This window comes from Paraburkholderia ferrariae NBRC 106233 (assembly GCF_000685035.1).
In the GTDB taxonomy this organism is placed as follows: Bacteria; Pseudomonadota; Gammaproteobacteria; order Burkholderiales; family Burkholderiaceae; genus Paraburkholderia; species Paraburkholderia ferrariae.
Window position 1 is genome coordinate 14,780 of sequence record NZ_BAYB01000007.1, and the last position, 20,033, is coordinate 34,812.

17 protein-coding genes and 1 pseudogene are annotated in these 20,033 nt (G+C 56.9%); 15 read left to right on the forward strand and 3 right to left on the reverse strand.

Going from position 1 to position 20,033, the window contains the following annotated elements:
• Positions 1-641: 641 nt before the first annotated feature.
• A pseudogene (locus tag BFE01S_RS45700) lies at positions 642-1,376 on the reverse strand (AbiU2 domain-containing protein).
• Between the two features lie 242 nt (positions 1,377-1,618).
• A complete protein-coding gene (locus BFE01S_RS42770) occupies positions 1,619-2,383 on the reverse strand; it encodes an IclR family transcriptional regulator (RefSeq protein ID WP_146123805.1) in 765 nt (254 codons plus the stop codon).
• A 345-nt stretch (positions 2,384-2,728) separates the two neighbouring features.
• On the opposite strand from BFE01S_RS42770, the gene BFE01S_RS42775 reads away from it, so the two are divergent.
• From BFE01S_RS42775 to BFE01S_RS06870, 6 genes are all read left to right on the forward strand, one after another.
• Positions 2,729-3,037 carry a DUF485 domain-containing protein gene (locus BFE01S_RS42775; protein WP_161795619.1) on the forward strand — a complete coding sequence of 103 codons (309 nt, stop codon included), beginning with the start codon at positions 2,729-2,731 and terminating at the stop codon, positions 3,035-3,037.
• A 1-nt stretch (position 3,038) separates the two neighbouring features.
• Positions 3,039-4,583, forward strand: a complete 1,545-nt coding sequence (locus BFE01S_RS06850) for a solute symporter family protein (protein WP_028224840.1) — start codon at positions 3,039-3,041, stop codon at positions 4,581-4,583.
• Positions 4,584-5,309, forward strand: a complete 726-nt coding sequence (locus BFE01S_RS06855; protein ID WP_028224841.1) for a maleate cis-trans isomerase family protein — start codon at positions 4,584-4,586, stop codon at positions 5,307-5,309.
• 69 nt (positions 5,310-5,378) lie between these two features.
• Entirely contained in the window at positions 5,379-5,900 is a 522-nt protein-coding gene (locus BFE01S_RS06860) for a cupin domain-containing protein (protein ID WP_028224842.1), read from the forward strand.
• 82 nt (positions 5,901-5,982) lie between these two features.
• Positions 5,983-6,867: an amidohydrolase family protein gene (locus tag BFE01S_RS06865; protein ID WP_245621049.1), complete on the forward strand. Its 885-nt coding sequence runs from the start codon at positions 5,983-5,985 to the stop codon at positions 6,865-6,867.
• A gap of 484 nt (positions 6,868-7,351) precedes the next feature.
• Positions 7,352-8,773: an MFS transporter gene (locus BFE01S_RS06870; protein ID WP_028224844.1), complete on the forward strand. Its 1,422-nt coding sequence runs from the start codon at positions 7,352-7,354 to the stop codon at positions 8,771-8,773.
• A 1,034-nt stretch (positions 8,774-9,807) separates the two neighbouring features.
• Here BFE01S_RS06870 and BFE01S_RS06885 read toward each other — a convergent pair.
• Positions 9,808-10,974, reverse strand: a complete 1,167-nt coding sequence (locus tag BFE01S_RS06885; protein WP_028224846.1) for a porin — start codon at positions 10,972-10,974, stop codon at positions 9,808-9,810.
• An 892-nt stretch (positions 10,975-11,866) separates the two neighbouring features.
• Between BFE01S_RS06885 and BFE01S_RS06890 the strand changes: the two genes are divergently transcribed.
• From BFE01S_RS06890 to BFE01S_RS06930, 9 genes are all read left to right on the forward strand, one after another.
• Positions 11,867-13,084 (forward strand): NAD(P)/FAD-dependent oxidoreductase, encoded by a 1,218-nt coding sequence (locus tag BFE01S_RS06890; protein WP_028224847.1) that lies wholly within the window; start codon positions 11,867-11,869, stop codon positions 13,082-13,084.
• 36 nt (positions 13,085-13,120) lie between these two features.
• Positions 13,121-13,531, forward strand: a complete 411-nt coding sequence (locus BFE01S_RS06895) for a nuclear transport factor 2 family protein (RefSeq protein WP_028224848.1) — start codon at positions 13,121-13,123, stop codon at positions 13,529-13,531.
• Positions 13,532-13,573: 42 nt separating this feature from the next.
• A complete protein-coding gene (gene hpaH / locus BFE01S_RS06900) occupies positions 13,574-14,377 on the forward strand; it encodes a 2-oxo-hept-4-ene-1,7-dioate hydratase (RefSeq protein WP_028224849.1) in 804 nt (267 codons plus the stop codon).
• 18 nt (positions 14,378-14,395) lie between these two features.
• Positions 14,396-15,202: a 4-hydroxy-2-oxoheptanedioate aldolase gene (gene hpaI / locus BFE01S_RS06905; protein WP_028224850.1), complete on the forward strand. Its 807-nt coding sequence runs from the start codon at positions 14,396-14,398 to the stop codon at positions 15,200-15,202.
• Positions 15,203-15,411: 209 nt separating this feature from the next.
• Positions 15,412-16,356 carry a LysR family transcriptional regulator gene (locus BFE01S_RS06910; RefSeq protein WP_042337298.1) on the forward strand — a complete coding sequence of 315 codons (945 nt, stop codon included), beginning with the start codon at positions 15,412-15,414 and terminating at the stop codon, positions 16,354-16,356.
• Positions 16,357-16,567: 211 nt separating this feature from the next.
• Entirely contained in the window at positions 16,568-16,891 is a 324-nt protein-coding gene (locus BFE01S_RS06915; RefSeq protein ID WP_028224852.1) for a non-heme iron oxygenase ferredoxin subunit, read from the forward strand.
• 113 nt (positions 16,892-17,004) lie between these two features.
• Complete coding sequence (locus tag BFE01S_RS06920) at positions 17,005-17,865, forward strand: fumarylacetoacetate hydrolase family protein (protein WP_028224853.1); 861 nt, start codon at positions 17,005-17,007, stop codon at positions 17,863-17,865.
• Positions 17,866-17,880: 15 nt separating this feature from the next.
• Positions 17,881-18,879 (forward strand): ornithine cyclodeaminase family protein, encoded by a 999-nt coding sequence (locus BFE01S_RS06925; RefSeq protein ID WP_028224854.1) that lies wholly within the window; start codon positions 17,881-17,883, stop codon positions 18,877-18,879.
• Positions 18,880-18,932: 53 nt separating this feature from the next.
• The gene (locus BFE01S_RS06930) at positions 18,933-20,030 is read left to right on the forward strand and encodes a cupin domain-containing protein (protein WP_028224855.1); all 1,098 of its coding nucleotides are present in this window, start codon (positions 18,933-18,935) and stop codon (positions 20,028-20,030) included.
• Positions 20,031-20,033 lie beyond the last annotated feature (3 nt).

Below are 20,033 nucleotides of genomic sequence, written 5' to 3' on the forward strand. Positions count from 1 at the left end.
TTAAGACGCTCACCCCCGGCCTACGCGGATTCTACGGTGCAGCATTCGTGGACACACCAACCCAGCAAATGGCGAAGAACGTTCCCCCATCTTCCGGGAAGCGCATCTCGCGTGGAACACACGCGCGCGATCTTCTTTTGCTAACGCGTTCACGGCGCGTCCGATGTGCCGGAGCGACTGCTCGGCTAGCCAAAGTCTGACGAGTCCGGATGTGTCGGAGCTGGGCCGAGCGACGGACGTTGCCGCGCGAAGCAGGTTATCTCGGGGGGCGCAGTGTTGTATCGATAGTGCGTCCCTCGCGTCCTTGCCGATGGTCTCGAATTGCGTCGTAAAGCCAGGATACCTGTCGGCATCGTCTGAGGCTGCAGTGGTGTTATGAATTATCGCCGCAGAGCGCGGACTCGGACGCCGGGCCATCCGGGCTTCCCTCGAACGGTACGGAGAAGGCTAGTGACCTGTTTGGGTGTGGTTGCGAAGGAGTTGCTCGGCCATGCTTACGCGAGCCGTCGCTTTCGTGTTGCGATTTGCTGTCTTTCACGATGGTTTTCGGAAATTTCGAGTTAGAGGCCGGTCTGCGCCGGCTAGGCATTGGCGCCCCAGAACCTGGATGCAGCATCGGAAATCTGTGCCTCGAATGAGTCCTACGCGAATCCCGCGTTGCGGACGATGAGGCCTATAAGCTCAATGATTCTCTGCATTCGGGCTATGGTGGATCTCAGATCGCCCCACTTGATCCCCAAGGTCGCGATATCCACGAGTTGGTACTTGTCGGCGACGTACCGAACCTCCGTGTGCGCTGAAATCTTGTCCCGAACTGTGCGAAAGCCGTGCATGGCCTGACAGGCCGAGAGCTCAAGCCACAAGCGTTGAAGCTCCCGATAGTGCTCCAGGAACTGATCTCGCCGTTCGAGCCGCTCGTGTTCTTCTAGCCGTCTCAATGCGTGAACGATCTACGGGTCCGCTTCGTCCTCGATCGGAGGAAGCACCCAGCGCGCGTACCGGTCCTCAAGTTCGCGTCGCAGTGATTCGTCTTCCAGAGCGTTAATGATCTTGAGGATGCTCGGCGTACGTTCGTCCGCATCGAGGCTCAGCTTGGCAATGTCCTGTGCACACGACAAAAACAGTGAACGGCGCAGGATTCCAAATCCTCGGGACTGCTCCCCTGAGCCACGGGCGCCGATTGTCCCTTGGTCGAAGAGCATTGGGTGGAGCAGTGCATACCTCTCGCGCAATCCGATGAATACGTCGAGTAAATGACCGGCATGCGCTTCCATTTTCTCTATCTGTGTTGGCATTGGAATACGCTCATGCGCGATGGCATATGTTTCGGTGGAGTGGAGCGCCTGGACGCGCGAAACACTTTTTCGCGTCCCCATGGTGTGGTATCTAACCCGCCCAACAGAAGGCTGCCATGGTGGTGATGCCACCAAAGTTTTGGCGGTCCGGGAAAAATTTGATCCGATTGTGTGGCGCCAGCCACCTCGGCGCTACGCGACGTTGACGGACGCGGAGACGGGCTGCGTCCCCGGTCGTTGTGACCATGCCACGATCCTCACTGATGCTGCGAAGATAAATCTGCCTCTCTCTCATCGAGCGTGTCGGTGGAAATCAGCATCAGTCACCGCCGATGCGGATACAAGGGTCCTTCGATTCGCTCTACAAGCGACCGTGCTCCGCTCTTGAGAATTTCTACGTGGTATTCACGATCATCGACTGAGACCATGCTGGTTGGGAACGCGTTACCGATCGCTGCTGCCACCTGGCCCGAGTGGGTAATGACAGGAACGGCAAGTGCGCCCATACCCGGTACCCGTTCGCCGTCCGACGATGCATAACCGCGTCTGAACACCTCTTCGACTTCATGCCGAAGCTGTTCCCGATTAGTGATGGTCCGGCTCGTTATCCGCTCGAGTGTCGTTTCCTGCAACATTCGCTCACGTACGTCAGGGGGTGCGAATGCGGCAAGTACTTTCCCAGCAGCCGTTGCGTGAAACGGAAAATACGAACCGAACGCTGAAGACAGGTCAACGGGGACCGGGCCCGCAATGCCGAGCAGATATAGAGGCTTCAGATGATCGAGAATCGAAAGGGTGGTATTGAAACCGCTTCGATCGACGATACCGCGCAAAAGCGGAATGGCATGCTTCGTGAGCGGATGAGACTGAACAAATCTGGACCCGACCACATAGGCGGGCAGTCCCACGGAGTACCGCCGGGTCTTGGGATCCTGGTCCAGCCATCCTGCCCGTCCAAACGTGCTCAGGATGCGGGACACCTGGCTTCGTGGAAGCTGGCAATGGTCCGCAATTTCGCTTACCGATCGCTGTCCCGCGCCGTCGGCGAACAGATCCAGGATGCGTAATGCTGTGGCTACCGTTTTCATGTCGAGTTGCAAATAGTGCAATGATTGTCCGTGTACAGTCAATAATCTCGCAGAAAGTCATGTTACCTGGGCGTCATATACGGGAAAACACCGACAAAATCCCGCCACACTGATTGCAAATACAGCAACTTTTGGAAATTTCTCGCGCCGATTGCGGTTGCGATGCCAGAATCAACGCACCTCGTTTGACCTGAATCAAACATAGGATGGCTCGAACCGCATGGATTCGGCAGGCAATAGTCCAGCCCTGAAAATTAGATAGCTAGTAATAAATATTCACTTAATGATATGCGGCACCATCGAGCCGGTAGCCAATCATATAAGTTCTGCTAACAGGAGACGATTGTGCAGATCACTACATCTTCAGCTGCGGCACTTCCACCGCCCGAAACGCTGCGATCCATTGGTCGTCGCCATCAGCATGTTGCCCTTGGGTTGACGGTTCTGATGCTCACTGCCTACTTCCTTTTTATCCTTTCAATCGCTTTTTTCAAGGAAGCACTGTCCGTACAGATTGTGCCTGGACTTTCGCTTGCCATTCTCGCTGGTGTAGCCGCGGTCACGTTCGCTCTCGTTCTCACATTCGGATATGTCACATGGGTTAACCGTGTACACGACGCGGCGGTGCGCCGGTTGGCAAAAGGAGGCCGTTGAGATGGAAGCGAACTTTGCAGGCGGTCGCGCTAACGCTGTATCGGTTGTTTTCTTCGTTCTCTTTCTTTCCTCTACTCTCGTCATCACCTGGTGGGCATCGAGGCGAACCAGGACCGCGGAACAGTTCTTTACCGCAGGTCGAAGTATTGGAGCGTTTCAGAATGGAATCGCATTAGCTGGCGACTTCGTCGCTGCGGCAGGCTTCCTTGGTATATCCGGTCTTGTCTCCTTGGCCGGCTTTGATGGCCTCATTTATGCGATCGGTGGTGTCATGGGTTGGCCTGTCATGCTGTTCCTGTTTGGCGAGCCACTGCGCAATCTCGGTAAGTATTCGTTCGGAGACGTTCTCGCGTACCGCCTCGACTCGCCCAGGATCCGCATCATTACGGGCATTACCACACTGGGAATTACCATTTGCTATCTGGTGATGCAGATGGTCGGCGCTGGAGATCTGATCCATCTCCTTTTTGGAATGGACTATGACATCGCGATCTGGATCATTGGTGGATTCATGCTTGTCTACGTCATCTTTGGTGGCATGCTTGCGACTACCTGGGTCCAGATTATCAAGGCAGTATTGATGTCGTTGGCTGCGGTCGGGATGACCGTCATAGCCCTTTCGTATTTTGGCTTCAATCCAGTGAACCTTCTCGCCGCCGCTGGCGCACAGCACGGTGCTGCGGTCCTTTCGCCGGGGCGGTTGATTTCGAACCCACTGGATGCAGTATCGGTTGCCCTGGCACTTGCCTTGGGCGTGGCAAGTTTGCCACATGTGCTCATGCGGTTCTTCACGGTCCCGGATGGACGCGCCGCGCGCAAGTCTCTCGTCTACGCGACGACGATCATCAGTGTGTTTCTCATGTTGACGTTTATTCTCGGCTTTGCAGCAATGCAACTGGTGGGCGCAACTGCAATACGGGCCATGGATAAGGGGGGCAATATGGCGATACCGTTACTCGCCGAGAAGCTCGGTGGCGTGTCGTTCCTCGGGTTTGTCTCGGCGGTGTCGTTTGCAACGATTCTGGCGGTCGTATCGGGTTTGCTGATTACTGGAGCGACAGCAGTCGCGCATGACCTCTACGGTACGGTTATCAGGAAGGGCCGTAGCTCCCAACGGGAAACCCTGCTGGTGGCACGTCTTTCTACCGTTTTACTTGCGCTTGTCGCCATTGTGCTTGGGCTCGTACTGAGAGGCCAGAACGTGGCGTTCCTTGTCGGGCTTGCAACTGCGGTAGCAGCCGCTGCGAATTTCCCTGCGATCTTTCTGGCGATCTACTGGAAGCGCTACACGGCCGCGGGTGCAGTGTGCGGCATGCTGGCCGGCCTTTTGGCAAGCCTGTTATTTATCTATTTCTCGCCCACCATCCAGGTTGACGTACTGAAGCACGCCACCGCACCTCTGGCCATGCGCAATCCCGCACTCGTCTGCGTGCCGCTAAGTTTCCTGGTCAGTATCGTTGTTTCGCTCATGACGCAGCATCAGAACGATCACGAGCGGTACGAAGAAATCGAGGAGCGCATCCTTCTCGGTATGCGGGGGGCGTGAATGACGATTGACTCGATCGCATACGGAAAACGTGCCCGGGTGGGTGTGCTGTTGCCCTCGGGCAATATCGCGGCTGAAGCAGAACTCCGGGCAATCCTGCCGTACGACGTAGGTATCCACGTAACGCGGCTACCGCTCAAAGGTAGCAGCCGCGAAGAGTTGCTCGGGATGACTGAGGGTGTCGAACACGCAGCGGCTTTGCTGGCCGACACGGAGCCGTCACTGATTGTATTCCATTGCACAGCTGTTTCCACGTGGGATCCAGCCATGGATAGCAGCCTGTGTCAGCGTATTAGCGTTAGTACAGCAACGCAGGCGACGACTACCGCGCAGGCGATCATTAATGCGTTGCGTGCTCTGAATGCGAAAAAGGTGGTGGTGATTACGCCCTACGTGGATGAAATCAACGAGCGGGAAGTGCGGTTTCTCTCCCATTTCGGCGTCGAGACTTTATCCGTTCGGGCATTGGGTCTTTCCCATCCGCAGGAAATGTATGCCGTCGAGCCTGGCACGTGGTTGGACTTGGCGATCCACGCGAAGCACGAGGATGCGGACGCATATTTCATCAGCTGCACAGCGATTCGTACGCTACCCGTTATCGCGGAAATTGAGCGGGTGCTCGAGCGACCTGTGATCACCAGCAACCAGGTAATGGCCTGGCACGCGCTACGTCTATGTGGCATAGGCGACGGCCATGATCGCGCGGGCCAGTTGTTTTCCATATGACCGCACTCCTGCGCGATCTTTCATCGGCAGACTCAGGATATTCACCAAGCTTTTCGAGGAGGAAACATCATGTCAGCAGTAATTTCAGATGTCGAGTTTGCACCTATCGCCAATAGCGCCAAGGAATGGCGGGAGGCAATGGCAGAAATGGCGAAACGCAAGACGCCAAGCTTTTTCCATATCCGCGCAAAGCTTCCGCGACAAGGACGGACAAATCAAGTGCTGGGCGCTTCCACATACATGAACGTGGTTCTCAAGACCTATGCGAGCGGTGGCGAGAACGAAATTCACGCTCACACAAACGAGGATCACGTTTTTGTTGTGCTACAGGGCGGCGCGACGTTTTTTGGCCCCCGCGGAGAAACGAAGCGTGTTGGGCGCAACGACTGCGTGCTCGTTCCGGCGGGTGCACTCTATTCGTTTCACGCAGATGAGGAGGAGCCGCTCGTGATGCTACGTGTCGGCGCAGCTATCGATCCGGAGTCAGATGTTCTCGCGCGAATCGATGAACACGGTCAGCCGTTTGACGGCTATTCGGAAAAAAACAAAGAGGTATCCGTCGTTCTCGACGAGTCGCGAATTTTCGAGTAGCACCGAAGGACACAACCTTGTCCCTGTTGCATTCCTGTCACCCGCGGTCCGCCTGCGGGTGCATTCCATGGAGACACCGCCAATGATTGAGCTTTGCCAGCCGCCGGATCCTTCGCCGCGCACGCCGGTACTGAAATGCCCTCCGGGGGCCACGGACTGCCATGTGCATGTCTACGGTCCCGTTGCCAGCTATCCGGTGGCGAGTACACGCGCATTTGACGTACCGGATGCATTCCCGTCGACACTTGCGGGGCTTCTCGACACGCTGGGAGTTGACCGGGTGGTCCTGGTTCAGCCGAGCGGGTACGGCACGGATAACCAGCGGCATCTTGATGCCTTGGCTGAGGTCGGGCGACCGGCGCGGATGATCGCCTCGCTCAGAGCCGACGTCAGTGATACAGAGCTCGAGCGACTGAATAACGCAGGCGTCAGGGGGATACGTTACACCATCGGTCATAGGGGAGCCGCTCCGCTTGAGGAAATGCCCGAAATGGCCAGGCGGATCGCGGAGCTGGGGTGGCATGTTCAGTTGCATGTCATGAGTGATGGCGGACGCGCGCCCCTGGTGGAGATGCAGAACGTGCTCAGCTCCCTGCCAGTAGACGTGGTACTCGACCATGTCGGATCGGTTCGACCTTCCGGGGGAGTCAATCAGCCGTCTTTCAAGACGCTGCTTGGATTGCTTGAGACCGGCCGCTGCTGGGTAAAGCTCTCCGCAGCATATCGGGTAGTGGAGGCGCCTCCGTACGCGGAAATGAAGCCGTTTGTCGATGCCATGCTCGCGGTCAATCCGGAACGTCTGCTTTGGGGAAGTGACTGGCCTCACGTGTCGTTCAAGGGCACGATGCCCAATACCACCGACCTTCTTGATCAGATGTTGACGTGGGTGCCAGATGAATCAGCGCGTACGCGGATTCTTGTCGATAACCCGGCGCGCCTCTACGGGTTCGAAGAGACTGCACGATAATCCGCTTAGTCCGACATCTGCGGACGCATACCGCCACGCGATTTGCAGACGCCAGCGGAACTCGTGACGGTGCTTACGCCGCGGCCTTGATTCGGTCGGGAGGTCGGTCCCGATAACATGAGATCGGGAGTGGCTTCGGAATCGTCGCCCCTGTAATTGGCCCAGTAGGTCCGGATAGGCCGGGCAAGGAGGCCGTTTCGAGTTGGGGCAGTGGGTACCGTCATTGCGTAGGTCTTCCTTGAGGACGGTCTCTCAAGTCGCACGCATGGGGCGTAAAGGTGAGTTCAACGACGGGAGTATCGCACCGGTATGGGACAGGGAGGACTCTGCGCGCCCGTAACGCGCCATCGGAGGTCAGCCGTTTCCGCATTCGCCACGCGAAGCGACCAGGTTGCCGAATTTTCGTGGCGACGGAATACGAAGATCTGCGTCTTCTGATTCCGCTTCGTCTTTTGTGACGCTTTCAATGGTCTAGTACCCAAAAATGAACAATTCGACACTCCGTGGAATGTCCATCGGCCCGCTGCCTTATGTCGTGGCTGCCACTTTCTTCATGGAGTACCTCGACACGACGATCATCGCGACTGCACTGCCGCAAATGGCCCGTTCCTTCGGTACCAGTCCTAATTCGCTTGGCCTCGGGATGAGTGCTTACATGATTGCACTCGCCGTCTTCATTCCGGCGAGTGGTTGGGTGGCCGACCGCTTCGGATCACGCAGCGTATTCTTCACTGCGATCGTTACATTCACGTTGGCGTCGCTGTTGTGCGGTATCGCGCGAGACGTTGCGCAATTCACGGCGGCGCGGGTGCTACAAGGTGTCGGCGGTGCGTTGATGGTGCCAGTCGGCCGCCTCACTGTTGTACGCAGCGTCGACAAGAAGCATCTGATGCAGGCGATCTCCACTATTACGTGGCCTGGCATTGTGGCGCCGGTCGTCGGGCCGCCACTCGGCGGATTTATCATCACGTATGCGTCATGGCGTTGGATCTTTTTGTTGAATCTGCCTGTTTGCATTGCCGTATTGGTGGCGGTGATCAGATGGGTGCCGAACCTGCGTAGCGAGGACCGCCGCCCGTTCGACGTCGGCGGGCTCATCTTGAGCGGAGTGGCACTCACGGCAATCCTGTATGGCGCCGGCATAGCGAGCCAGTCCGACACCAATCCATGGAGCGGCATTGCCGTGATCGGAGTGGGCGTTATGGTTGGTGCCATCGCTTACCGACATTTGCTCGCACGGCCGTATCCGTTGGTCGACGTGACGACACTGCGCATCCCGACCTTTTCAGTGACAGTCGTGACAGGCACCATCACACGAATCGGCATCGGTGCCGTACCCTATCTAATGCCGCTGTTGTTCCAGATAGGTTTTGGCTTATCCGCATTTCAGGCCGGCTTGTTGTTGCTTGCCAGCGCGCTCGGTAACCTCGGCATGAAAACGCTGACGACAACCGTTCTCAAACGGTGCGGATTCAGGAATGTAGCGATTGTCAACTGCCTCATTTGCGGCATATTCACAATCACGTGCGGGCTGCTCACGCCCGCATCTCCGCTCGCACTCACGCTACTCATAGTGTTCGTGTACGGGGCGACTCGCTCGATGCAGTTCACTTCGCTTGCGACGCTCGCGTACGCGGATGTTCCCGTGCCACAGATTAGCGGTGCCAACACGATGTGGAACGCGGCACAACAGATGAGCATCGGACTCGGTATCGCGTTTGGTGCTCTCGCCTTGCGTGTGGCCTCGTCCTTTCATGAGAGGAGTATGGCGCTAGCTGATTCGTTCACGCTTCACGATTTTCGTTTTGCCTTCCAATGCGCTGGCGCGCTCACGCTCGTGTCGATCTACGGCTATGCGAAGCTCACGTACGATGCCGGACGCAAGCTGAGTGGCTCCTCGCGATAAGATCCACTTTGCCATCGAATTGTTCAAACGCTTCGCGCGACGTCGCGCTATCTATTGCGGAGCAGCTCGGATAGGATGGGTTGTCAGATGATCTGAGCGTCAGTTACGACGCGGAGTCGCAGTTTGAGCTCAACGCGGACGTTGAATGTCTTTGGGTACTTGCAACGGGCTATATGCTGAAGGAGCACAGTCGTCATGATGCGATCCATTCAGACACTTCTGCCTGAACGAAAGCTTCGTGCGATAACGACGCGAATGGTTCAGCGATACCAGAACCTGGCGAAGGCCGCGCAGTATTTCAGGAGGCTTGCACAGTACCTCAGTCTGTTCCCCAAGGGCCGGACCAAAACCCGACTAGAAATGGTATCAGCGAGAACGAATATCGAGCTGCTCGGACGTCATTCAATACGATTCGGTCTCTGGTAGATAATGTTTGGCGCGGTTTTGTTCTTTCTGATTTCGGCTGCTGCCTGTCTTCGCTCCCCGAAGGCATGCTTCAAAAAGTTGCCGCCAACGCTTCTTGCGCCGAGTTGCGTACGCGGCGCTTTCCTCCGGGCGCCGCCGACCCCATGTGCGGCATTGCGAATGCCGACGTCGGCATCTTCGATGCGCCGCTCAAGATGGTTGAGTACGCCCCGTCCTGCCTTCAGGTGATCCTTGGCAAGGCTCCGATCGCGCGATTCCGCTGAAGGCAGGCATTGCCGTACTGGTCGTGAGTTAAAAAGAGCAAATGATGCAAGACGGTCTTACTGTTGCACGTTCGAGCGTATGTCGATCACTCGATCACGGCATTGACTTGGCGGGGTGATCCCCACGCGAAACTTGAGCAAGTCGTGGCTGCGCAAGACATAGCCCAGTGGCCATGGATCCCTAAAAGAAGCGGCCCGCCTGAAGTTGTCTGGGCCGAAGGCGGGCCGGATAAAGTACCACATCCTTGGAGTAAAACATGTGGTATTTTGAAGCGCGTCTGAGGGGGGCCTCACGGGACCCAAAGTCGCATCTTGTTACTGCTGTCGAGAAAAACGACTCATATCCTAGAATTTGTGTCGAATTCCGAGAACTGTCGCCACTTGATTCGACGTTGACGAGGGCGAAAGGGAGCTGATATTGGCGACCGCAGCGTGTCCAGTTGAGTCTGTTCCGGATGCATGTTGATACACGCCCGCGATATAGAGATCCGTTCTCTTGGACAGGAAATAGTCCACACCGGCCACGAACTGATTATATTTGGCATCGTTCACACCGTAGCCCTTGGTGTAATCGTATGCAACACCGGCAAGTAAGGTCGGTGTGATCTGATACTTAAAATTGATCTCTGCGTTGTGGAATTTGGCGGTGCCTCCTGCGCCGACCGCCGGGAGGCCGGCAAGCGCCCCGATGTTCTTGAATTGCGTGTTGCTGTACGTCGCTCCAAGCGTCGCTGACCCGAGTACATACGACATCCCGGCAGAGATAATTTGCTGCGTACGTGCGGAAGCGTAGCCCGAATAGACCGTGCTGCCTCCCATGTTAGAGCCGGTAGTGCTTGACGACGAGTTGTTGCCGAAGAATGAAAAGTTGGGGTCTCGGACATTCAAATAGGCGACCCCCGCCTGCAACTGTGCTCCGGAGTAACCAGCGCCCACTGACCAAATCTGATTCCGGGAGACGTCACCTGCGACGCCGCCGAGACTATACAAACCACCGAACTTGAAGCCTGCGTACGAATTACTCGTGTACTTGATGGCGTTGTTCACGCGCAGCGTATTAAGCATGTTATCGAGATCGCCAGGATGGGAGCCATAGTATGATCCCCATTGCGCTCCAACCTCGAAGAAACCTGTGTAGTCGACGACCGAGTCATACTGCCGGCCTAAGGTCAACATTCCGAACTTCTGCGAGGAGAGACCGACGAATGCCTGGCGGCCGAAAAGGTCTCCGCCTTGAGCGAGCTTGCCGTTGTTCGTGGTAAAGCCGTTCTCCAGGACAAACAGGGCGCTCAGGCCACCGCCAAGGTCTTCCGTACCGCGGAGACCAAAGCGGCTTCCCTGAAGGTTAGAGCTCGCTAGCGACCATTGTTGGCCGCCTTTGCCTCCTGAGACGGCATTGTTCACATAAAGCACCCCGACATCCACGATACCATACAAGGTAACGGAGCTTTGGGCATAGGCTGCAGAAGATAGGACTCCAAATGAAGCGAGAAGTATTGCCTGCTTTTTCATTGCTTTTCGTCTCCAAACGTAATTTTGGTTAATGTTCAGGAACTACAGGTTACAACTGAAATCACCGCTGGCTTTAGCGAGCACGGCATGTCTCAATAACCGAACTCGTCATTCTTTTTCGTGAGTGGCTCGTCCGACATCCCGCCAGGTTGCTGGGTATGAAAGCTATGCGTCACAATCTTCGGGCGAGTGCGGAGTTCACCAACATCGCTGAGATGTCCGGCCTCGTGGACGGCGCACACGCAAATTCAAGTCCGACGATAAAAATATGACTGCATTGAGGGTATCATTAGAGGTCTAGTTATAGCATCGGTGAAAACCCGTGGTTGTTGCTCGCCCAACACATGTCGCAGTTGTGTTTAAGTCGCCGGCCTTAAAAGTTGTAAATGTCATGCAAGGGCCCGGTGAGTAATGTCGCCTCGTTACTGGTGGGGGATTCGTTGGTATGCAAGGATTTGACTATTTGCGCGCAGCGGATCTATGGCTTGCCGCTGTGCGGTCGCGTTACCGCCGAAAACACCGGGTGCATGTCTAGGTACGCTATAAGTCTAGGGCAGAGGTCGCTTATTCTGTTGTTCCAGAGTGGAACAGATGCTGTTCCGGCTAGTGGCTTGTGGTCCCATTAATTCGACGCAAGACTGATATGCGGACCAGTTCGGCGCACGGTTCGGTTTTTGCGACGGGAGCGTGTCTCGTGATTGGATTTGAGACAGCCGGATTAGCGGAGCGTCCTACTGAGCCCGCACAAGGGTACCGGCATTGCGTCAATGTCTTGACGCCCACCTTTGAGCGTTTCTCACAGTGGTTCGACCTCAATAAGTGTGAGGAATGAGCTAATCCCGTTGACAATGACGCTTTATAGAAACCTGAAAACGAATAAAGAGGATGTTTCATGCGTGATGGAACCGTAGTCGTCGTCGGTGCTGGACAGGCAGGGGCGTGGGCAGCGCGCACATTGCGTTCGGAGGGGTTTCGTGGGTGTATCGTGCTGGTGGGCGATGAGGCGTGGCCTCCTTATGAGCGGCCGCCGCTTTCTAAGGAGCAGCTGGAGCGGATTCCCGCGCCTCCGCAATATCTGATAAGTCTGGAGGAATTCTCAACGCTGAACATCGAATTGAGAAGATCCTCGTTCTGCGATTTTATCGATCGCGTCGGGTCCCGGGTACGACTTGCGGAAGGCGACTGGATTGAATATGACAAACTAATTCTTTGTACCGGTGGTCGTTCGCGCCTCCCGACAATTCCTGGCATCGACGCACCGTGCGTGCATACGCTTCGAACAATCGAAGATTCGGCGAACCTTCGTGAAGCAATCCACCGAGGTGGCAGGGTACTAATCGTCGGTGGAGGGTGGATAGGGCTAGAGGTTGCGGCGGCGGCGCGCGCGGCGGGCTGCCATGTGACTCTTGTTGAGGCTACGCGCCGGCTTTGCAGCCGCACGGGATCGGCCCAGCTGTCTGAGTTTCTCGCACGGCTGCATCGCGCCAACGGTGTGGATGTACGACTTGGCACGGGTGTCACAGCACTTGAGGATGGAACTCAGGACGGCTGTCGTGCGGTTTTTTCCGACGGCACCGTCATGGAGGCTGACGTTGTTGTGGTGGGCGTCGGACTAGTACCAAATGACCGGCTCGCCAGAGATGCGGGTCTGGCGTGCGACGGTGGAATTTTGGTGGATCAACAGTGCCGGACGTCCGACGCATTGATCTTTGCTGCTGGTGACGTGACTGCTATCCGACGGCCAGAGCAAGCGCCATTGCGGCTCGAATCCTGGCAGAACGCGCAGGACCAGGCCATTGCTGCGGCGCGTGCAGTTCTTGGACAGGAGATCAACTATCGTCCCTTGCCTTATTTCTGGTCGCAGCAATATGGTTCGCTTGTCCACATTGCCGGCACCACCAGATTAGGCACCGAAGCGGTTGTCCGGGTTGTGGACGATAGCCGATTCGTAGCCGTTGAGATTCGGGCGGATGGGCAAATTGAGTCGGCGGTCAGCGTAAATTTGCCGCGCGAATTCCGGCAATTGCGGAAACTTGTCGCGGAAGGCACGCGCGTCGACGTCGGGCGCTTGCGTGACGCCAATGTGCCGCTGGTAAAGGCGGTCGCATAACCCATCGGCGTGAACAAAAACAGGAGATAGATGCAAATGCGAGCCAGCGACGTTGATTTACTCTCGGAAGTGGTTTTCCGCTTCTTTTCGGGACTCGATCAACACGATCATCGGAGCGTTGCGAAGTTAATGGCCCGCAAGGGTACGTGGCATCGGCAGGGCGTCGAACTCGTGGGACCGGAAGCTGTCTTGACCGCGCTCGAACAACGCGATCCGAAGCGGCACACTGCTCATCTGGTTAGCAACTTGCGCGTTGAGACGGTTGGCGAGAATAGTGCGCGTCTACGCTATTACATGACGGCTTTTGAATCCGTCGCGGACGCTGACCAGACCTTGGGTCCGCCAAAAATGGCCGGTGTGCGCGACTGCACGGATGACCTGATACTTGAAGACGGGCATTGGCGCATAGACTGCAAGAGAAGCAAATTGCTCTTGCCGGCCATGTGAGCGGCGCTCGCAGTTCATCCCTAATAAATTACCGGATCGCTCATGCTAGACAAGTTCGTCATCGAGTCGCTTGCTTGCGAGCTTCTCGAAGCAGAAAGAAGTCGCACGCCAATAAAGCAGATCTCCCTACGCTATCCCGACATTACCATCGCTGATGCATATGCTATTCAGCGCGGTTGGGTCGGCATGAAGATCGCCGCAGGTAACGCCTTGCGCGGCCACAAAATTGGACTGACATCCCGGGCAATGCAGATGGCAGTCGGTATCAACGAGCCAGACTACGGCGCGCTGCTTGACGACATGTTCTTTGAGGATGGAGCGACGATTCCGACGGAGCGATTCATCGCGCCACGGGTCGAAGTCGAACTGGCGTTCATCATGGAGCGCGATTTGGAAGGCCCACGCGTCACACTCTTCGACGTGCTCGACGCAGTGCGCTACGTGACTCCAGCTCTCGAGATCATCGATTCGCGGACGCAAATGGTAGATCCAGAAACAAAACGTACGCGGAAGGTTTTCGATACCATTGCAGATAACGCTGCCAACGCGGGCATAGTTATTGGCGGCCGCCCGGTGCGCGTGACCGACGTCGATCTTCGTTGGGTCAGCGCGGTCCTCTCGCAAAACTCGGTTATCGAGGAAACGGGCGTCGCGGCGGGTGTTCTCAACCACCCGGCGAATGGCGTGGTCTGGCTCGCAAACAAACTCTCGGAACATGGTGTCGCTCTGGAAAAAGGTCAGGTAATCCTGAGTGGCTCGTTCACGCGACCGGTGTTCGCCAGGAAAGGGGACACGCTTACGGTCGACTATGGCCCGCTCGGCGCGGTTTCCTGCTACTTTGGTTGATGCAATCACGGTGAGGAAATGAATCAAAACCGCTTCAAGCGCGCGTTGGCGCAACGGCAATCGCAGATTGGCCTTTGGCTAGGCTTGCCGAACGCTTACACCGCCGAAATGCTCGCAGGCGCCGGTTTTGACTGGCTTCTGATCGATGGCGAACATGCACCTAATACGCTCGACTCCATTCTTGCGCAATTGCAGGCGATCGCCGCCTTCGATGTTCAGCCCGTTGTTCGCGCGTCCTGGAACGATCCCGTCGAGATTAAGCGGCTTTTGGACATCGGCGCGCGTAATCTTCTCGTCCCAATGGTGCAAAGTGCCGCGGATGCCATTGCGGCGGTAGCGGCCACCCGTTACCCACCTGGCGGGATACGCGGGGTCGGGTCGGCGCTTGCCCGCGCGTCACAATGGAATCGCACCTCGGACTATCTCGCGAGTGCCCAAGAGACCCTTTGCGTGCTCGTCCAGGTAGAGACTCGCGTTGCGCTCGACGAATTGGACGCGATCTGCGCGGTAGATGGCGTCGATGGTGTGTTCATCGGGCCTTCCGATCTTGCCGCTGATTTGGGACATCTCGGCAATCCGGGGCATCCTGAGGTGCAACTCGCTGTGGAAGACGCCATCGCTGGAATTTGCCGGTCTGGCAAGGCTGCTGGCATCCTGATCGGTGACGAGACGCTTGCCCACCGCTATATCGATCTGGGGACGACATTCACCGCTGTCGGCGTGGACACGACAATTCTCGCCCGGGGCGCAGAGGCCCTCGCGCGGCGATTCAAGATGGAGACTGCGTCTGTGACCACAATGGCTCGAGGGCCAAGCGTTTACTGAGCCGAACGATGTTCCTCCCACTGGATATCCCGAATATTCATAAGATCTCTAATATACGATGATGTGAGGTCTTCAAACGTCGGTGACCAGTTTTGCAGGGGCAGAAGTCAGGGTTTTGGAGTGGTTCACACACGCTTTCAATGATCCAATGCATTTGGCCCGCCAGCGTCACCGCCTAACGGGATGCACCGTGTTTGCGGGAGAGAGCGATGGATAGCGTAGTGGCGCAGTTCATGGAGGCACGGACGCATGTTGCGGAAGGATTCGAGGACCTCACCACGCTGCGTATCTTCGTGCGCACCGTCGAGATCGGCAATTTTTCGGAGGTCGCACGACGTATCGGTGCCAACCCTGCGATGGTCAGCAAGCGTATCGCAGCGCTTGAAAATAAGGTCGGACAGCGCCTATTGAACCGCAACACGCGGCGGCTCGTCGTCACGGAGATTGGGCAACTGCTTTACGATCATGCGATGCGTGCCCTGCAGGAACTCGATCAAGCCGCCGAAGAGATGTCCTGTATGCAAGACCGGGCGAGCGGTCACCTGCGCCTTACTGCACCCTCCATGTTGGGTCAGGCGATTATCACTCCTCGCCTGGGTGAATTCATAATGCAAAATCCATTACTTTCCATCGACGTTAACTTCTCAATGGAGAAACTGGATCTCTATAAGGCCGGCATTGACGTCGCCGTGCGAATCGCCGACGTGCTGGATCCTGGCCTCATGGCGATCCGACTCGCCCCTTACAGCCGTGTGATCTGTGCGGCGCCCGAATATCTGTCGATGCACGGCACACCCACCGAGCCGGAAGATTTGATGGACCATAACTGTCTTATAACCCGCGGTTATGCGTTCAGCACGCGCTGGCAGGTGCAGAGGGGCGGGGAGGTTGGGCACGTTCACGTGAAGGGCAACTTCGTGACCGATAGCGGACAGACCGTGCGAATGGTCTGTCTGGCGGGAATAGGCATCATGATGGCGCCACGTTGGGTCGTCGAGCCAGATCTAGCCGCGGGACGCCTCGTCGAAGTGCTCAGTAACTACATTCCTAACAATCGCGCGGTGTACGCGGTACTTATCCAGCGCAGCAAAACTTCGAGGAAACTGGAGGCGGCGGTTGAGTTCCTTCGGAGTTGTTTCTCTGGTATGCAATAAATGGCGCATCTGCGTGCGGTTTAAGTGCCGATATTGAATCGTAGTAGTGCTAACCCTTCGCGACACACCTCATCGAAATTGCCTTTACTTATCTCCGACGTGGAACAGCTGTTGTTCCTCTGCGCGCCTTGTTGTCGAACAGATCATCCTCCACAGTTAATGCACGGGCGCATGAAGCGCCGTCTGTAAAGATATAAATAGGGGATAGCCTGTGACAGAAAACTGGATCGACGTGTGTGCAACCGAGGAAATCGATGAGGATATCCCCTTGGCCAGGACCGTCGGCAATCACGAGATAGCGCTGTACCGGGTCGAGGACAAAGTCTACGCGACCGACAACCTCTGCACACATGGCAATGCGCGTTTGTGCGACGGCTACCTCGAAGGACATGAAATTGAATGTCCGCTGCATCAAGGCCGCTTCGACATTCGCAATGGCCGCGCGCTCTGCGCCCCCCTTACCAAAAATATCGCTGTTTACCCGGTGAAAGCGGAAGGAAAGCGTGTGTTCGTCGGCATCGAGGCGTCAACCTGATCTCACCAGGAACAGCAGCTGTTCCTGGTGCGGCGTTGTCCGTCGCTGAGTCTCAAAGCAAACTAAAGCCGTTGTCAGGTAAGGAACATGGGTCTCGAAAACCAGGGGGATACATGAAGCTGGTGAGCTATCTCGACAGTACGAACGCGTCATCTGTGCCGTCGTGGGGTGCGCTGATTGAAGAGTCGGTTGTCGACCTCGCGACGCCCGAGTTGAGAACGTTACGCGAGGCGATCTTACGGGAGCGAATCGAAGGCATCGCGCGGCGCCTTTCGGACACGCAGGCATCGAAGATTATGCCGCTCTCACGCGCAACGCTGCTTCCGCCGATCGTCGACGCGGAAAAGATTCTGTGCGTTGGACTCAATTATCTTCGGCATGCCGAAGAGGCGAAGCAGGTCGTGCCGCAGCGACCGTCGGTGTTCGTGCGCTTCAGCTCGTCGTTTGTCGGGCACGGGCAGCCCGTGATACGTCCGCGAGAATCTGAGCAGTTCGATTACGAAGCCGAAATTGCGGTAGTCATCGGCCGTCGTGCGCGGCGCGTGAGTGAGGCGGACGCGCTCGAAGTAGTGGCAGGGTATACGTGCATCGCTGAAAATTCGGTGCGTGACTGGCAGCGTCACTCGAATCAGGCGACGCCTGGGAAAAACTTCGTCAACAGCGGCGGCTTTGGCCCGTGGCTTGTGACACAGGACGAGGCACCGGCGCCGACCGACATGGTGGTAACGGGCAGGCTCAACGGAGAGGTCGTGCAGCACGACAGCGCCGCGAACATGATCTTCTCCATCCCGCAAATCATCGCCTACGTTTCGACTTTCACGGAGCTCATGCCAGGCGATGTGATTGCCACTGGAACGCCGGCCGGAGTCGGCATGTCGCGGAAGCCACCGCGTTTTCTGCGCGAAGGTGACACCTTCGAAGTTGCAATTAGCGGCATTGGCGAGCTACGCAATCCCGTACACAACGATTTCTGAAACCAGGGAGTATCGATGAAAGAGGCGGCGATTTGGCTGAGCGAAGAAGCAGTAACTTCACTCGTCAGTCTCGGGGACACAATCTCGGCGCTAGAAGACAGCGTTCGACAACTCGGCCACGGATCGGCATTCAATATTCCGAAGGCGCTGGGCAGCTACAGCGACGCGTCATCGATGCATTCGCTTGGGTCTGCCATGGTGACAGCCGGGTACTGCGGCTACAAAAACTGGGTTAATACCCCTAACGGTGCGAAGGCGGTATTTATCCTTTTCGACGCGAACGAAGGGAAACTGCTCGCGGTGATGGAAGCCAATTGCCTTGGCAAAATGCGTACCTCCGCGATCACGGGTTTAGGCACGAAATGGGTCGCCCCCGAAGTTGCGAGCGATATGGCGCTGATCGGCTCCGGTCGACAAGCGTTCGCGCAAGTCGCGGCAATTAATCTCGTTAGGCCGCTAGAACGTATCCGCATCTGGAGCCCGACGCCCGAGAGGCGGCAGGCATTCTGCCGCTCGCTGGCCGAGCAGTTCGACTTTGAAGTACGCGAGGCCAACACGATTGACGAGGCGACAGAAGGGGCACCTATCGTGACGACAGTCACTCGTGCCCGCGAACCCTTCCTGAGGTCGCGCATGCTGGCGCGTGGTGCACATCTGAACGCTGTCGGCTCCATCCTGCCGAGCAGCGCGGAGATCAATCAGGACGTGTTCGAGCGCGTGGGCTTCATCGCCGTGGACGACGTGCCGAATGCGCGCAAGGCGTCGCGAGAACTAATTGACTATTTCGACAAAGGTGCGGGCGGTGGCGACTGGGAGCGGGTACGCCCGCTTGGAACCGTAGTCGCCGAAGGCATCACGCCGCCAGCCGACTGCGATATCACGCTTTTCAAGGCGATGGGTATGGGTATCTCGGACCTGACCGTAGCCATGCTCGCCTATCAACGGGCGGTGCAGCATGGCATCGGCTCGCCCTTCTCTCTAACCGCCAGCGCCGCTATCCAGTGGAAGGGCTAACCGACCTCGAGACCGGCGACTGCTTACCCCGCACAATAGAAAAGGAGACACATATGCAAGGCGAAATCACCCTGGTTGATGTGAGTGGCGCACCACCGCGCGAGCAGACTGTATGGCCGACGGTGGTGCTGCCGAAGTCTGCGATCGATGCGGAAGTGGAGCGACTCGCGAGCATCGCGCGCCCCGCCAATGGGGTACGTGCGTCGGCTGTCAATCACCCGATGAATACGGGGCCGACGCCCGCATATGCGCCGGGGATCGATGTGCATATCGTCGTTCTCAAGCCGGGTGAGACGAGCGAGCCGATTATGCGCAACTCGAGCCGCGTTGACATGTGCATTCGCGGATCGGGTGTGGTAACGACCGGCAAGAAGTGCTTTGAAGTCGAGAAATTCGATGTATGGAATACACCATCCATGCAGGCGCAGGTCATCACTAACAATGGCAGTGATCTTCTGGTCCGCCTTTCGTATAGCAACGCGCCGCTGCTCGAACGCCTTGAAGTGCATTACGTGAACGAGAATGCAGCTAGTCTTCCGCATAGGGACGAGGCGCATGAGAAGAGTGCGGGCCAGCGCCGTGCGCGGGACGCGTCGACGCCTATCGAGATTGGTGCCGACGGTGCGCAGATGCTCGGGTATGAATGGCTCGTCGACATCGACACCATCCACTCGAAGGCGTTGCATTGGCCGTGGAAAGAGGTCTCGCCCCATTTGCAGAAAGTGTACGGAATGGATCTCAAGTACACCGGGCGGCATCTGTATGTGCTTTACAACCCCGCAACGGAACGCCGCATCGGCACTTCGCCGAGCTTTTTCGCGACGATTGCGAAGCTGCCGCCCGGCAAGGTGGACCAGCCGCATCGCCACACCTCCGCCGCGATCAACTACATTATGTGGGGGCATGGAAAGAGCGTCGTGAATGGCGAGAAGATCCAGTGGTCCGAAGGGGATCTACATTTTTCCGCACCTGGCTGGTCGGTCCACAACCATGCGTCGCGCGAACAAGGATTCATGGCCCTGACCATTCAGGATCATCCACTGCACATCGCGAACGAGTCGCTATTGTGGCAAGAGACGCTGAAGGCGCCGATCGTGAAACTCGGAACCGACTATGGAGTGCAGACCAATCTGTCGGCGATAGCGGAGTGATGC